Source organism: Paenibacillus sp. FSL R5-0928 (assembly GCF_037970385.1).
Classification (GTDB): Bacteria; Bacillota; Bacilli; order Paenibacillales; family Paenibacillaceae; genus Paenibacillus_AQ; species Paenibacillus_AQ odorifer.
Genome location: NZ_CP150225.1, coordinates 1,289,257 through 1,304,043, shown reverse-complemented (window position 1 = coordinate 1,304,043; position 14,787 = coordinate 1,289,257). Strand labels below are relative to the sequence as shown.

Below are 14,787 nucleotides of genomic sequence, written 5' to 3'. Positions count from 1 at the left end.
ATATGGCTGCTGAAGCATCCCTTGTTTGCTGTTTGTTGTTCCTTCCCCCTTTATCCCAACTCCGAACTCTGATTGATTAAGTAACGCCGCTATCGGACTCAGATGACCTTAACACAGCTGTTTCTTGTCTAGTTCTCTCTGAGTTCTCTCTGAGTTCTTTCAAACTTACAAAATTGACTGCGTTTTGGGTGAACCCGGCATCCCCTTGTTGTGCTTGAGAAAAACAGAAAAACCGCAAAAACCCTTGATTATACAAGGATTTTACAACCCGCTAGTGACCGAATTGCATGCCCGATTCAGGTTCGTGTGGCAGCAATATCGTGGAGGTTCGAGTCCTCTCGACCGCATCATTTACAATCATAGATCTATCAACTGCTTCAAGCGCACTTAACGGATCTTTTTGTTTTATATGTACAAGCACAGGAGTAAGTGAAAATCGGTTTGACAAAATACTGATTTAGATATATTGTGGATACACTAAGTCTATTATTTATCCTAATTATAGATATAATGGATCTATAATATATTTTATCAATCTTGAAGGGATGATTCATAATGGCAGTTCTCCATGCGGAAGATGCTACTTTTGCACAACTCATTCAACCGAAAGGAATAACTGTAGTCAACTTCTGGGCGCCCTGGTGCGGACCGTGCCGGATGTTTGCACCTGTGCTGGAAGAGTTTGAGCGGGAGTCGGATGCTACAATAACTGTAGTGAAGGTCAATGTGGATGACAACCCGGAGACGACTGGAAAATACCACGTGATGAGTATACCGGCCACACTCATATTCAAGGATGGACAACCACGGCAACAAGAGGTGGGGATATTATCCATACATGCCTTGCAGCAGCTCACTGCATCCGAATAATACCTCTGAAAGCGGTGAAGACAGCTTGACTAATAAACCCAGCATTATTGTAGCCTCTCTGGTGGTTGCCAATTTTCTAGCCCAATTAATGCAAACGATGTTAAATACGGCGTTGCCGCGTGTCATGCAGGATCTTGCCATTCATGAGAATCAAGCGCAGTGGCTGATTACGGTGTACTACCTGATGATAGGTATAACTGTTCCTGTTGCTGGATTTTTGATCGGAAAGTTTACTACGAGGGCCTTGTTCATGGCCTCTGTCGGAGCGTTCACAGCAGGAACACTGATTGCCGGGATCGCCTGGAGTTTCCCCCTAGTCCTGACGGGGCGTTTGGTTCAAGGCATCGGTGCGGGTCTGCTGTTCCCTCTGTTTCAGACGACGATACTCAGAGTCTTCCCGAAGGAGAAAATCGGTGCAGCGATGGGAGTAGTCGGTTTGGTTCTGGGGTTGGCTCCTGCACTTGGGCCTACTCTGTCTGGGTTCGTGGTTCAGAATCATTCATGGAGACTGTTGTTTTATGCTGTGGCTCCGCTCGCAGCCGCCAATTTATTCTTAGCGCATTTCACGCTGCGGAACGTGGGAGAGACTCATCAGACCAAGCTCGACACCAGGTCCATTATCTACTCTTCACTCGGATTCGCTGGTATATTATATGGTTTTAGCATTGTCGGGGAAGAAAAGGGAAATCCTGTTGTCGCAGGGATCATCCTTCTGGCCGGATTCCTGATCGTGGCGCTGTTTATTAAAAGACAGCTCAAGCTCACGGCACCTTTGCTCGATTTCAAGCTGTTTCGGCACCGCTCCTTTACCCGTTCTTCTATTGTGGGGGTGATCTTATTTGCGGTGATGGTGGGAGTTGAACTCCTTCTTCCTCTGTATGCACAGACGATAAGAGGCTTAACACCAAGGGAGTCCGGGCTTATGTTGTTGCCAGGTGCACTGCTGATTGGTGTCTCCGGTCTGATCTCAGGCAGACTATATGACCGGTTTGGGGTTAGCCGCGTAACCCAGGGAGGATTTCTGCTCATTCTGATCATGGCAGTGGCTCTTGCCCTCACGTTATCAACAGAGACGTCCTTTAATCTACTGGTTATAATGTATGCCCTGCTTATGTTTGGAGTAGGGGCAGTTATGGCTCCAATTACGGCCTATGCCATGGCAAGTATCCCCAACACCATGGTTGCACATGCTTCTCCAATGACAATCACGCTGCGCTCGCTCAGCGGTTCAATAGGAGGCGCCTTGCTTGTAACGATAATGACTTCTACTGCGAGTGCCAGTTCCTTATCCTTTCCATTGGATATGCTCAAAGGGGTCCACATTGCATTCTGGACGTTGACGGCTCTTGCCGGATTAGGATTATACTTGTCTTTTCATCTGCAAGAAGCGAGAAAGCTTAAACCTGCTAATATTTAATTTCTTAATCTATCCTGTATTACCCGGCAGAATCCTCTGCCGGTTTTTTTGGTGTGGCTTCCGGTGCAGGGGGAAATTCCTGAAGCGCACTTGAGACTCCATGCTTAAAGCATATTTCCCGAAAAAAAGCTGTACTGATTATAATTTTTGCCCCCACTTTTACAGAGGAGGCCCCACCAGGGTCTGACTCATATTTAAGCAGAGGTGGGACGTCTTTGGTAATTCCCCATAGATCGTCTCATAATCCAACTTGTTGTTAGCTATCGGACTCCATCGTCGCTATTGTCTCAAAAAGCATTCAATATGAACCTATTTCTAACGAATAGCTGCACTGGGGTCCGAACTGTGCTCCAATCGCTAAAAACATACGAATAGCGTCATCTGGGTCCTCAAGCTAACTCAGGCTCAGAAATGCTGATTACTTGGCAGTGAGGATTATCAAACTTCGAGCGATTAGATCATATTTGTGTGCATGAAGCTACTTGACAATGATGAACATCAAACTTCGAGCGATTAGATCATATTTGTGCATGAAGCTACTTGACGATGATGAACATCAAACTTCGAGCGATTAGATCATATTTACACAGACGCAGCAGCTATCGGACTCAGATGACCTTATATGCAAAAATATGCCACTTTTACGATGCTATCGGACTCCATAGTCGCTATTGGCACCAAAAGCACCATAAATATTCCTTTTTCTATTGAATAGCTGCACTGGAGTCCGAAACTGTGCTCCAATCGCTAGAAACACGCGAATAGCGTCATCTGGGTCCGTAAGGATCAGCGTGTATCAACGGATATGAAAATCCGCTGAAGCAGGTAGCCAAAAACAAAATACAGGTCAGCGATGCTCCAATGTTTGCGTTATGCGAACGCAGCAGATGGGTGTGCAGAAGATAGGTGTGTAGTAGATAGGTGTGCAGCAGTTAGGTGCACAGCAGTTAGGTGCACAGCAGTTAGGTGTGCACCAGTTAGGTATGCAGCAGTTAGGTGTGCACCAGTTAGGTGTGCACCAGTTAGGTATGCAGCAGTTAGGTGTGCACCAGTTAGGTGTGCACCAGTTAGGTATGCAGCAGTTAGGTGTGCACCAGTTAGGTGTGCACCAGTTAGGTGTGCACCAGTTAGGTGTGCAACAGTTAGGTGTGCACCAGTTAGGTGTGCAACAGTTAGGTGTGCACCAGTTAGGTATGCAGCAGTTAGGTGTGCACCAGTTAGGTGTGCAACAGATGGGGCTACAGCGGATAGGAATGCAGCTACTATCGGACCCAGTTGACCTTATTCGTTGCATAATCGCACATTTGGACTACTAAAGGACTCCATCGTCGCTATTGGCTCAAAAAGCACCATAGATATGCCTTTTTCTGATGAATAGCTGCACTGGAGTCCGAAACTGTGCTCTAATCGCTAAAAAAACGCGAATAGCGTCATCTAGGTCCGTAAGGATCAGCGTATGCCAACGGATGTGAATAATCAGTTGAAGCAGGCAAACAGCGTCCATAATAGCGCCATCTGAGTCCGTAAGCTAAGGCGTCCATATTAGCGTCATCTGAGTCCGTAAGCTAAGGCGTCCATTGATCATGAATAATGCCGACTAATGCATGGTCTTCTCCGATCTTCTCAAAAACTAGACGCAGGCTGCGCCAATCCATTCCCTCGACAGAAGGATCGATACCAGCAATATGATATTCAACGAAATCATATTGCTCCTTTGGATACACTTCGTTTAAGTTGTTGATCGTCGTCCCTTGTCCAAGCCCCTTGTTCACAGCAATTTCGGCCTTCTGAATGAAGTCCGCATCGTAGACAAACCGCTTGTAGTAATCTGCGAATGTAAGCTCGATTAAATCACCGGAGCCAGCAAATGTTCGCCAGACTCTTTTGGTAGAGTCATTCATTAATCCTTCTACTTCCTCCTGGGTGAATACAAGATCATTTTTTGTATCCACGTATGCATATGGAGAGAAGCGTAGCCCTTTATCCCGATGTACCCACGCCGCTAATTGCTTCATATCCTTATTCTTAATGGAGTTCATTACCGTAGACGCCGCTTCCTCAACTAATGGCGGCAATCCCTCTAGATCCTGCGGCTGCCCCGTACTTGATGTCTTCGTCTCCTGTGGTAGTTCCGTCTCCTGTGGTGGTTGTGTAGTAGCCGCTGGCTGTGCAGTTTGTGTGTGCTCTGGTGTCTGCTTTGGCGTCTGCACTGGTGCCTGCTCTTGTGACTGCTCAGGCGTCTGCTTCGGCTCCGTTCCCGCTTCTGGCGTTCCACTGCAGGCTGTAAGCCATAACATAGCTGCTATAAGCGCCAGCCCACCGATTTTTTTTGCGAAGTACATAAGATCCCTCCTTAGCTTTGATTCTTCACTCTTTAGACTGATTTGAACAAATGAAGGTTGCAAGCTTATACTAAAACTATCAATCATACAACTCTTATGAGAGGGCGGGGTTACTATTCATTTAACAGAAAAACTTAAAAGCCTTCCCCTAACTCCCGGCGTTTATCTCATGAAGGATAATCTCGGTCATATTATATATGTTGGCAAGGCAAAACAGTTAAAACGGAGAGTCCAATCCTATTTTCAAAACTCAAAATCTCATTCCCCAAAGGTTAAACAGCTTGTAAGAAATATTAAAGATCTGGAAATCATCCTTACGGATACCGAATTTGAAGCCTTTATGCTGGAATGCAAATTAATTAAAGAGATCAAACCCATGTACAATAAAAAAATGAAAAATCCGCAGGCTTATACCTATATCGTAATAGGAGCGGATGAAAAAATACGTTCGTTAGAGATTACCTATGATCCTGCGGTCAAAGAAGGCACTCAGGTTTTTGGTCCCTATACAAGCAGAAGCACCGTGGAACGGGCCGTGCAAGGCATTAAAGAAAGTTCAAGAATCCTTTGCAGTAACCCTAGCTTTAAAAATTCCCTATGCCTAAACCATTCGCTTGGCCTATGCATAGGGATGTGTGCAGGCGGAGATGCCGCTGTTCAATATAATAAAATTATTGATCGAGTCATTGGCTTACTAAACGGCTCAGATTCCAGTATCCTTGAGGAAATGGAGCAACGGATGGCAGTGGCCGCGGAGCACTATGACTTCGAAACCGCCGCCAAATACAGGGACTATATTGGAGCTGTCAGCTTCCTGATTCACAAAGAGAAGGTCATCGAATTCGCACAGGAGAATCAGAATATCGCAGTTCTTGAGGCCATGAATGAACAGACGCTTAAACTTATTCTGCTCAAGGGCAACCGTATCCTGTCCCATACCAAGCTACAATATGATCAACCGGATATCACCCACCTGCAAGCGGCAATAAAGTCAGCGATTATGAACACCTTTCAGAGTGAAACCAATCAGACCTCGGCAGCGATCGGGCGCCATGAGATTGACGAAGCACAAATAATATACAGCTATTTAAAAAGCAGCTCCTGCAGCTACATCATCATTCAAGAGGATTGGCTTGCAGCTGAGCAACGTTCCAATATGGATGCTTCGGTAAATGAGCTGTTGCAGATTTTTTTAAATGCGCTTCCCTCTCATTCCTATAATTAAAAGGTACGGGTTGTAACTGCGGTGAATGTTTGGACTTCCGGCGGATTATAGTAAACGGCGGCCTGCCTTTGCAGGCTGCATTTTTCGGTTTCGCTTCAACAATTTTTTATAGCGTTTCTGAGTGTATAACACCTCGCCCGCCTCCATTACCGTTTCCTTCGCCTCATTAACAACCAGCTTAGTTTCCTCCACACATTCCTTCATACGATTGATCTCCGATTTAAATCCCTCAGATCTGTCCTTCGCTTGCTCCAACGTGACCTGAATATTTCCCTTCATCTCATCTATAGGTTCTTTCAATCCCTCTACCGATTGCTTAACTCCATCAAGGGATTGCTTTAGGCCATTCACACTATTTTTTAATTCTTTCAATGGATTTCCCACATCTATCTCCTCCTAGTAATAAGCCATTAGTTCAACTGTTACTCTAAACTTACCCAAAGAGTGCACGTCCTTCACTCCTATAATGACAAAAAGGGTTGCAGCTGAAAATAATCAACAAGAAGCCAGTCCCCAATAATAGGAGACTGGCTTCTTGTTGTCGTTCTTTGAGGATCACTGCTATCTGTCTACTTCACGCTTCCCGCCTCAACACGCGGCGGACGCATGGTCAGGCTGACCCGGCCCTTCTTCAGGTCAACACCCATCACCCAGACGGTGACATTGTCTCCTACGGAGACGACGTCCATCGGGTGCTTCACAAAGCTGCCGCTGAGCTGGGAAATATGCACCAGCCCATCATTTTTGATGCCGATATCGACGAATGCGCCGAAATCGATAACGTTGCGGACGGTTCCCTGCATTTCCATGCCAGGAACCAGATCCTCGATCTTAAGCACATCGGTGCGGAAGATCGGCAGCGGCAGCTCCTCGCGCGGATCGCGGCCCGGACGCTGCAAGCTCTCCAGGATGTCGCGCAGCGTAGGCACGCCGACATCCAGCTTCACAGCCAGCTCCTCGGCATTTTGTACCTCAAGCTGTGAGGCTACTTCTTTGCTGCCAAGCTTATTCACATCGAGGCTTAGCTCACGGAACAAACGATCCACCACCGGATAGGACTCGGGGTGAATAGGCGTGCGGTCCAAGGTGTTGTCTCCACCCGGAATCCGCAAGAAGCCGATACATTGCTCATAGGACTTGGCACCTAGACGAGGAACCTTTTGCAGCTGCTTCCGGGTCGTGAACTTGCCGTTCTCTTCGCGGAATTTAACGATATTCTTAGCAATCGTTCCATTAACCCCTGCTACATAAGAGAGCAAGGCAGGAGATGCCGTATTGACATCTACGCCAACATGGTTAACCGCCGATTCCACGACGGCTTTAAGACTCTCCTCCAGATGCTTTTGGGAGACGTCATGCTGGTACTGTCCCACACCTATAGCTTTCGGATCGATCTTCACCAGCTCCGCCAGCGGGTCTTGCACACGGCGGGCGATAGAAGCCGCGCTGCGCTCCGCTACATCCAGATCCGGGAATTCCTCCTGCGCCAGCTTGGAAGCAGAATAGACACTCGCTCCCGCTTCATTAACGATCAGGTACGCCAGCTCTGGATTGCCAATCTCGGCAATCACTTCTGCCGTAAACTGCTCCGTTTCACGCGAGCCTGTGCCATTGCCGATTACGATGAGCTGAATGCCGTACTTAGCAATCAACTCTTTGAACTTAGCAGCAGCTTCGCGCTTCTTGTTATTCGGCGGCGTCGGATAGGTCACGGCTACCTCTAGCAGCTTACCAGTATCGTCTACAACGGCTAGCTTACATCCAGTACGGTATGCAGGGTCAACCCCCAGAACACAACGCCCCTTGACTGGCGGTTGCAGCAGCAGGCTACGTAGATTGCCAGAGAAGATCGAAATCGCCTGGTTCTCCCCACGTTCGGTCATCTCTCCACGAACTTCGCGCTCTACTGAAGGAGCAATCAAACGTTTGTAGGCATCCTCAGTCACTGCTTCCAGCAGTTCCTTCACCGGGGATGGCCCTTTAATAATTTTCCGTGCAATATAGGCATGAATTTTATCAGTGACGACCTCAATGCCTACCTTTAATATATTTTCACGCTCACCACGGTTAATTGCTAGGATGCGGTGAGGTGGCATTTTGTGTACAGGTTCACGGTAACTATAATAATTTTCGTATACGGATTCTTGTTCTGCATCCTTTGCTTCAGACACAAGAATACCTTGACTTGCTGTATACTGGCGAACCCAAGAGCGGATCGCAGGATCATCTGCTATGTTCTCGGCAATGATGTCCAGTGCGCCTTGCAGCGCTTGGTCTGCGCTCTCTACTCCCTTTTCCACATCAATATATTTCGATGCTTCAGTCTGCGGGTCCCCTTGTCTTTGCTGCTCCAAGATCCAGTTAGCCAGCGGCTCAAGTCCTTTTTCCTTCGCAACACTAGCCCGCGTCTTACGCTTTTGCTTGAAGGGACGATACAAGTCCTCTACTTCCTGAAGTTTGACCGCATTGATAATTTGCTCATGAAGCTCCTTGGTCAGCTTGCCCTGCTCTTCAATATTGCGTATAACGTCTTTTTTACGTTCGCCTAGATTGCGAAGATAACCCAGCCGTTCTTCAATATCACGAAGCGCATTCTCGTCCAGCTCACCCGTCATTTCCTTCCGATATCTGGCGATGAACGGAATGGTATTTCCCTCATCCAGCAGTCCTACCGTAGTGCGTACCTGTTTCAGACTAATGTTCAATTCCTTGGCAATCGCTACGGTTATCAATTCCTGCTCCCGCTGTGCGTTTGCCTCATCCGTAATGACTTCCGTATTGCTGTTATCTACCGCCATTAGTATCCCTCTTCCCGTACACAATCTGCTTATACATATCTTGATCTCATAATTAAAATAGTATCACAGATTCGGCTCTGCACCAAAGACCAGCCCGAATAGCGCGCGTTGTACTGAACCGCTGTGCGCATATAGCGAGGCATCGTAGACGGGTCAGAGCCCGGATTTAGCGATTACGCCCGCTGCCCCATTCCCCGTTTGCCGGAACTCAGTGACAATACAAAACACAAAGCCAGAACGAGCGCGGCTGCCCCATATGGGAAGTTAATACTAAGATCAAACAAATACCCTGCGACGATAGGCCCAGCAATATTTCCGAGACTTGTATAAGCTGAGTTCATTCCCGCTACGAAACCTTGCTGTGATTCTCCGGCCATTTTGGAAAGCTGTGTACCTACTGCTGGACGCAGAATATCCATTGCAAAGAACACAATAAAGGTAACCGTAATAATCGCCCAAAAGCCGCTTACAAACAAGGTCAGCAGAATAAACAATGATGAGACTATAAGACAAGTGGAGATCACCTTGTTCTCCCCGAATTTATTCAAGATCCAGCCAAACGCGGACACCTGCACCACCGCACCTGCAATAGAACCAAAGGTAATTACAAAAGCGATATCCTTAGGCGTAAAGCCAAATTTATGGTCCACGAACAATCCGAACACTGTTTCATAATTAGCCAGTCCAAAAGCCATGACAAATACAATAATTAAGCCGAAAAAATACGGTTCGCGATAAGAGCGCATCAGCTGCGTCAAGAAGCTTTCCTGATTATTTTTTGATAACGTCGCTTCCTTACGTTTCTCTTCAGACAGAGACTCAGGCAAGATTAAAACTGTAATTAGAGCTGCAACTCCAGCTGCACCAGCCGCACAGAAAAAGGGTACCCGCATTCCAAGCTCAGCAAGATAACCGCCAATCCCAGGACCAATAATAAAGCCGGTGGTAATGGCTGCATTAATTAGTCCCATTCCTTTAGCTCTCTCTTCAAAAGAAGTCGTGTCCGCTACATAAGCCATAACTGCCGGCATAATTAGAGCAGCTCCTGCACCACCAAGCAATCTCGAAACGAACAAGAGCCAAGGTACATTGGCCAGACCAAAAATCAGCTCAGATATCGCAAACACGATCAAACCTGCTACAATCACCTTTTTTCTACCGATTCTGTCGGATAATCTGCCGGCAAATGGCGATATTAATAATTGGGCAAGCGAGAAGGAGGCGACCAAGAGCCCGACAGTACTTCCGCTGATCCCAAGCTCATTCATGTAGGTTGGCATTATTGGGACTACTAGCCCAATTCCAGTGAAAGCTAGAAAAATATTAAGCATAACAAGCAGCATAGCGCCTCTGTTTCTAAGTAACAATGACATTGTATTAACCCTCCGTGTGTTTAAAGCCAAATCTTCGAATATTATGCATGTTAAGACCGACCATCCGGTCTAAATAATAGTAAAAAAATAACCCTTCCTATTCCGGTGCCTTTGAGAAGCTTCAGCCTTCATAATCCTGAATGTAAAGCTTCTTTTCATGCCCCTCGTTATCTTACCCCGTACGAATCCCTTGTAATAATAAATTTACTGCTTCCCGGTAATATTTTTTTATATCCTCCCGGGTCTTCTCATGAATCGAGAATTCAGAAACTCTTCCAATCCCTTCAAGCATGCCACTCACGATAATTACATAGTTCTCCAAGTCGCCTTTTACCAAATATCCTGTTTCAATCCCTTCCTTCAAAAGATCACGACAAGCATGTGAGGCTGCTTCATAAAGAAGTGAAAGCCGCTTGCTAATCTCTTCCGGGTGGCATCTGCTTCTGGAGAATTCCTCGAGCGCATGAATCAGTGGATTTTGAAAATCATTTGCGTAATGCTCGGCTAACGCATAAAATCGTTCTTCGATCCCTGCAATTTCCTGTTTCTTATCATTCCACGCTTGCAGCCACTCTAACGTATCCACTTCCACTACAAATAGAAAAAGCTCATCCTTGCTCGGAAAATGGTGATACAGACTGCCCTTACTGACATTCGAGGCTACACAAACTTCATTCATAGTTACGGCAGCATAACCCTTCTGTACAAACAGCTGCGTGGCCTTGCGCACAATTCTTTTTTTAGTTTCTTCTCCGTCTGAGCGTCCTTTGATTCTAAGCACCTCCTAAACCGACCGTACGGTCTAATAATATCAGATCATTTTCAAAAAGTGAAGACCTAACGATTCTTTATTTACTATACGCAAAAACGCACATTAAAAGACGCCCGGATTCGTACCCGAGCGCCAATCTCATGAGTTATCTATAACCTAGGGTGATTAAAAATCAATCAGACCAAGGCTGATTTGCAGCGATTCATCCACCTTTTTCATCGTTTCATCATCAAGGTGGGTGATCTTGTCAGTTAAGCGTTGTTTGTCAATCGTCCTAACCTGTTCCAGCAAAATAACAGAATCTCTGTCAAAGCCATGAGCAGCTGCGTCAATTTCCACATGTGTAGGTAACTTAGCCTTCTGGATTTGGGCTGTGATTGCAGCCACAATTACCGTCGGGCTAAAGCGATTGCCAATATCGTTCTGGATGACCAGAACTGGCCTTACTCCGCCTTGTTCAGAACCTACAACCGGCGAAAGATCAGCAAAAAAAACATCGCCACGTTTAACGATCAATGTCTACACCCCGCTTACTAAGCGGCCAAGAGTGCTGTCTGCATCTTCCTCCGCGAGGAAAGCCTCGCATGCCATGGTCAAGTTGATCTTAGCCATTTCCATGTAGCCGCGCTGCATGGACTCCCGGATGGAACGTTTCCTCCGTTCGCTCAAGTACAGCTTCATGGCCTGCCTAATCAATTCACTCCGGTTGGAATTCTCCAATTGAACAATTCCGTCCACTTCCTGCAAGAGATGATCGGGCAAGCTGATCATGATTCTTTTGGTGTTCTGCAAATTAGCCACCTTCTCTTCCACCCCCACAAACCTTCTGCCCTTGTGTTCCAGTGTTACAATATACAAGGAATTTTATACAAGGAATATATGCCGCCAGTATATCAAGTATGCTGCATCCCATTATAAACTAGAAATGGTGGTTCGTATAGGCTTTTAGTCACATCTCCTAATACGATACAATTCCTTCTATTTTCTCCCTTGTATAACATCACTGTCAAGAACTTTCAGTTTGTGAGTAGAGCATTTACTAATTTAGGAAGTGTGCCTTCACTTATATAAACGCGTGGCACCCGATGAGCCAACATGCAGATAACCTCGTAGTGAATTGTTCCAAGCTGGAGAGCCAACTCGTCTGCCGTGATCATCACGTCAGCTTGACGGCCGATGAGAACAACTTCTTCGCCTGCTTTAATTTGTTCCGCTTCTGCAGCGAAAGATTTGAGTGATACCATACACTGATCCATGCAGATTGTTCCGACGACAGGAACGCGGCGTCCACGTATTAGCACCTCCGCTTTGCCAGTTAGCATGCGGGAATATCCATCTGCGTACCCCACAGGTAGCGTTGCAATAATCTCCTCGCTCTCTGTGATGTACCTAGTGCCGTAACTAACGCCCCAATCGGCAGGCAGGCTTTTGACATATACAACCTGCGTCTTCAGCGTCAATACCGGACGTAGTTCTACCAGTTGACGGTTCACCTCTGTGGAGGGATAAAATCCGTACAAGCTGATGCCTACACGCACCATGTTGCTGGATAAATAAGGTGAATCAATGGCCGTAGCGCTATTGCCCGTATGTATGATCGGGATCTGAATGTTCTGCTCCCGCAGCGTTTCCGCCACGCTCATGAACCGTCGATGCTGTTCCAGTGTATAGCTTTTGTCTTGTTCGTCTGCCTTGGCAAAATGGGTAAACATACCCTCCAGCTCCGCCTGCGCAACAGACTGCACTTCAGAGATAAATGCAGGTGCGTCAGCTGGTAAAAGACCCAGTCGTCCCATCCCGCTATCAATCTTGATATGCACCTTTAGCCGATGTTCCGGATCTATAGGAAGCTGTCTTATAGCCTCCAGTACCTCCGGTGTGAACAGTGTTACAGTTACATGGTTCTCCCAGGCAACGGCTATTCCTTCTGGGGAAGTGTAGCCAAGCACCAGTATAGGAATCAGTATTCCCGCCTGACGCAGCTCCAATGCTTCATCCAAAAAAGCCACACTAACATAATCTGCTCCGAGTCTTTCCAGCTCCCGTGTCACTTCCACTGCTCCATGGCCGTACGCATTTCCTTTGACGCATCCCATAAACTTTGTCTCTGCCGGCAAGTAGCGGCGAAAGGCTTCGTAATTGGCACGCAAATCATCCAGATTAATTTCGGCTACTGTCGGTCGATAGCTTGCTTGCACTTCAAGTCACCTTCTTACGTTGTAGTAAAACGTCATTGCTGCATTGCATTAATCATTGTCTTAGTACCAATGGTAATGCTACAGAAGGTGGCTGTCAATGTGTGCTGGAGCCCCGGCAAATAAAGAAAAGCGGATACTACGTTGTAGAGGAAAGAATCCCACAAAACGCAGTATCCGCCTACTTTTTATTATTTACCCGATTGTGCCTCCATAGAAGCGGCAATTTGCATCATTTCATTAGCAGGAAGATTGGCACTTGTAATTCGGTACTCTACACCCTCAGACATCCAAGTCAATGTCTGCTGCTCATCCCCACTCAGAACTCCCCACGTAAAACCAAGGTCTTTCAGGGTTCCAGGCGCCAGTGCTACCGCACGGTCCAGTGGACGGGATTCCATAATAGTGTACTGATAAATCCCATCATATCGGATGAGAACAGCATGGTCTTTGTTGCCCTCCAATTTATGCGAGTCCTTGAACTCTACACCAGCTGGAATATAATCAGGTTCAATGATCCCAAAGTCTCCAAGCTCTGCTGCCACTGGTTGTTCAGCCTGTTCTTGGCCCTCAGGAGCTGTAACCGGATTACCATTCTCATCAACCTCAGCTACTGTGCTCTCTGCGGACTTACCCGAGGCCATGTTCTTTTCCATATCAAAGGAATCCTTGGTGAAATCCGTATCGAATTTGAAGGTGTCAAACTTCACGTTTACAACTACCTTCGCCTCAGAATCAGAGACTTGAACCTGTTTAGGCTCATAAGTCTTTTTATCAAGCCAAATCTTTTGCCGCACAAGGGCATTGCTTTGATAATTCGCGGCTACCTCGAACACATAGTTATCTCCATCTTCCACAAATTGGCGGTTATTATCCGAAACTATGCCACGAACCAACGTCTGATACAGATAGACCTGACCTTGATCATCCGGCCAATCGCTTTGGAAACGGAAGCTCTTATTCATACTTGGTGTGAGTACGAACACTCCCTCATCATTACGAAGTACGATCTGCGTAATATCCTTCTGAACATTTGCCAAGCTGATCCGGTAGTAGGAAGGATTCTTGTACCATACTTCTACCTTATACTCCTGCGGCTGTTCCCCGGTATACAGGGTCATTGTGCCAGAACCTTGGTACGTTCCCTGCTTACTTTCCAACTTGTCAGCCACATTGTTCAAATCCTTGACTACGGAAGCGGCATCCTTCTTCCCGCACCCCGTCATCACCAGGGCCACGCTCATAATGATCGCGAGTACCCATGTTATCCGGCGCATGACATCATCCCCTTAACCTGTTTTGAATGCATTGATTAGTACATGTCTATGAGGGACTTGGCCGCAATATGCAGACGGGCATGACAAGCGTGCAGCATAGATTTATTTTATGAGATCCAACAAGCCAAAAAGCCCGCGCACAGCGCTGGCTCTATACTTCATCAGAAGTTGCAATATCATTATGTAGGGTGTTTAACCATTCTCTTCAATCCTCATTATCGCTATGTACTGCTTTATTGTACTGATTAATTAATTCATCTAATCTCATGGACTGTCTGATCACATTCGGATGCAAAAGCCCTCCGTGTTGCCTCTCCATTAAATAAAGTTTTTTTCTAGCACCCTCTATTCTCTTTTGGATAATTTCCTGATCATTCATTAACACTACCTCCCTAATTTAATATATTAGAGGTATATGTCAAATTCTATATTTTACATTAAAGTGCATTACTACAATTCAATAGATAGCGATCTCAGATTTAATCTGAAAACTCTTTTTTGTTTCTTCTATAAAACTA

The 14,787-nt window shown here is 46.3% G+C and carries 14 protein-coding genes; 4 read left to right on the top strand and 10 right to left on the bottom strand.

Translation table 11 applies throughout. From position 1 onward, the window contains the following. Nucleotides 1-555 precede the first annotated feature (555 nt). From trxA to MKZ16_RS05625, 3 genes are all read left to right on the top strand, one after another. A complete protein-coding gene (trxA, locus tag MKZ16_RS05635; protein WP_038569055.1) occupies nt 556-870 on the top strand; it encodes a thioredoxin in 315 nt (104 codons plus the stop codon). After that, nucleotides 839-2,287: a DHA2 family efflux MFS transporter permease subunit gene (locus MKZ16_RS05630; protein ID WP_081386716.1), complete on the top strand. Its 1,449-nt coding sequence runs from the start codon at nt 839-841 to the stop codon at nt 2,285-2,287. Before trxA ends, MKZ16_RS05630 begins: the two co-directional genes overlap by 32 nt. Nucleotides 2,288-3,210: 923 nt before the next feature. Then, nucleotides 3,211-3,603 (top strand): hypothetical protein, encoded by a 393-nt coding sequence (locus tag MKZ16_RS05625; protein WP_339815448.1) that lies wholly within the window; start codon nt 3,211-3,213, stop codon nt 3,601-3,603. 249 nt (nt 3,604-3,852) lie between these two features. Here MKZ16_RS05625 and MKZ16_RS05620 read toward each other — a convergent pair whose 3' ends face one another. Next, a complete protein-coding gene (locus tag MKZ16_RS05620) occupies nt 3,853-4,629 on the bottom strand; it encodes a hypothetical protein (protein ID WP_036686786.1) in 777 nt (258 codons plus the stop codon). Between the two features lie 169 nt (nt 4,630-4,798). On the opposite strand from MKZ16_RS05620, the gene MKZ16_RS05615 reads away from it, so the two are divergent. Beyond that, nucleotides 4,799-5,854, top strand: a complete 1,056-nt coding sequence (locus MKZ16_RS05615) for a GIY-YIG nuclease family protein (RefSeq protein WP_051491480.1) — start codon at nt 4,799-4,801, stop codon at nt 5,852-5,854. A 45-nt stretch (nt 5,855-5,899) separates the two neighbouring features. Here the strand turns inward: MKZ16_RS05615 and MKZ16_RS05610 are convergent, their stop codons facing one another. The 9 genes from MKZ16_RS05610 to MKZ16_RS05570 form a co-directional block, all read right to left on the bottom strand. Next, the gene (locus MKZ16_RS05610; protein WP_076104672.1) at nt 5,900-6,238 is read right to left on the bottom strand and encodes a hypothetical protein; all 339 of its coding nucleotides are present in this window, start codon (nt 6,236-6,238) and stop codon (nt 5,900-5,902) included. A 185-nt stretch (nt 6,239-6,423) separates the two neighbouring features. Beyond that, nucleotides 6,424-8,652, bottom strand: coding sequence for a Tex family protein (locus MKZ16_RS05605; protein ID WP_076100050.1), 2,229 nt, complete (start codon nt 8,650-8,652; stop codon nt 6,424-6,426). Between the two features lie 173 nt (nt 8,653-8,825). After that, nucleotides 8,826-10,025 (bottom strand): MFS transporter, encoded by a 1,200-nt coding sequence (locus MKZ16_RS05600; protein WP_076100052.1) that lies wholly within the window; start codon nt 10,023-10,025, stop codon nt 8,826-8,828. A gap of 172 nt (nt 10,026-10,197) precedes the next feature. Continuing rightward, the gene (locus MKZ16_RS05595; protein WP_052096817.1) at nt 10,198-10,806 is read right to left on the bottom strand and encodes a TetR/AcrR family transcriptional regulator; all 609 of its coding nucleotides are present in this window, start codon (nt 10,804-10,806) and stop codon (nt 10,198-10,200) included. A gap of 156 nt (nt 10,807-10,962) precedes the next feature. Further along, nucleotides 10,963-11,313: a type II toxin-antitoxin system PemK/MazF family toxin gene (locus tag MKZ16_RS05590; protein ID WP_036686777.1), complete on the bottom strand. Its 351-nt coding sequence runs from the start codon at nt 11,311-11,313 to the stop codon at nt 10,963-10,965. 3 nt (nt 11,314-11,316) lie between these two features. Beyond that, on the bottom strand, nt 11,317-11,598 hold the full coding sequence (locus MKZ16_RS05585) for a CopG family ribbon-helix-helix protein (protein WP_025698676.1): 282 nt from the start codon (nt 11,596-11,598) through the stop codon (nt 11,317-11,319). A gap of 215 nt (nt 11,599-11,813) precedes the next feature. After that, nucleotides 11,814-12,995 (bottom strand): alanine racemase, encoded by a 1,182-nt coding sequence (gene alr / locus MKZ16_RS05580; RefSeq protein ID WP_036686775.1) that lies wholly within the window; start codon nt 12,993-12,995, stop codon nt 11,814-11,816. A gap of 188 nt (nt 12,996-13,183) precedes the next feature. Next, on the bottom strand, nt 13,184-14,269 hold the full coding sequence (locus MKZ16_RS05575; protein ID WP_036686774.1) for an outer membrane lipoprotein carrier protein LolA: 1,086 nt from the start codon (nt 14,267-14,269) through the stop codon (nt 13,184-13,186). A 205-nt stretch (nt 14,270-14,474) separates the two neighbouring features. Beyond that, nucleotides 14,475-14,648 (bottom strand): aspartyl-phosphate phosphatase Spo0E family protein, encoded by a 174-nt coding sequence (locus MKZ16_RS05570; RefSeq protein ID WP_094903681.1) that lies wholly within the window; start codon nt 14,646-14,648, stop codon nt 14,475-14,477. Nucleotides 14,649-14,787: the final 139 nt, after the last annotated feature.

Excerpts from the sequence above, each read along its gene's own strand:
- trxA (WP_038569055.1), top strand. The coding sequence starts at position 556 with ATGGCAGTTCTCCATGCGGAAGATGCTACTTTTGCACAACTCATTCAA.
- MKZ16_RS05630 (WP_081386716.1), top strand. The coding sequence starts at position 839 with ATGCCTTGCAGCAGCTCACTGCATCCGAATAATACCTCTGAAAGCGGT.
- MKZ16_RS05620 (WP_036686786.1), bottom strand. The coding sequence starts at position 4,629 with ATGTACTTCGCAAAAAAAATCGGTGGGCTGGCGCTTATAGCAGCTATG.
- MKZ16_RS05615 (WP_051491480.1), top strand. The coding sequence starts at position 4,799 with ATGAAGGATAATCTCGGTCATATTATATATGTTGGCAAGGCAAAACAG.
- MKZ16_RS05605 (WP_076100050.1), bottom strand. The coding sequence starts at position 8,652 with ATGGCGGTAGATAACAGCAATACGGAAGTCATTACGGATGAGGCAAAC.
- MKZ16_RS05600 (WP_076100052.1), bottom strand. The coding sequence starts at position 10,025 with ATGTCATTGTTACTTAGAAACAGAGGCGCTATGCTGCTTGTTATGCTT.
- MKZ16_RS05575 (WP_036686774.1), bottom strand. The coding sequence starts at position 14,269 with ATGCGCCGGATAACATGGGTACTCGCGATCATTATGAGCGTGGCCCTG.
- MKZ16_RS05570 (WP_094903681.1), bottom strand. The coding sequence starts at position 14,648 with ATGAATGATCAGGAAATTATCCAAAAGAGAATAGAGGGTGCTAGAAAA.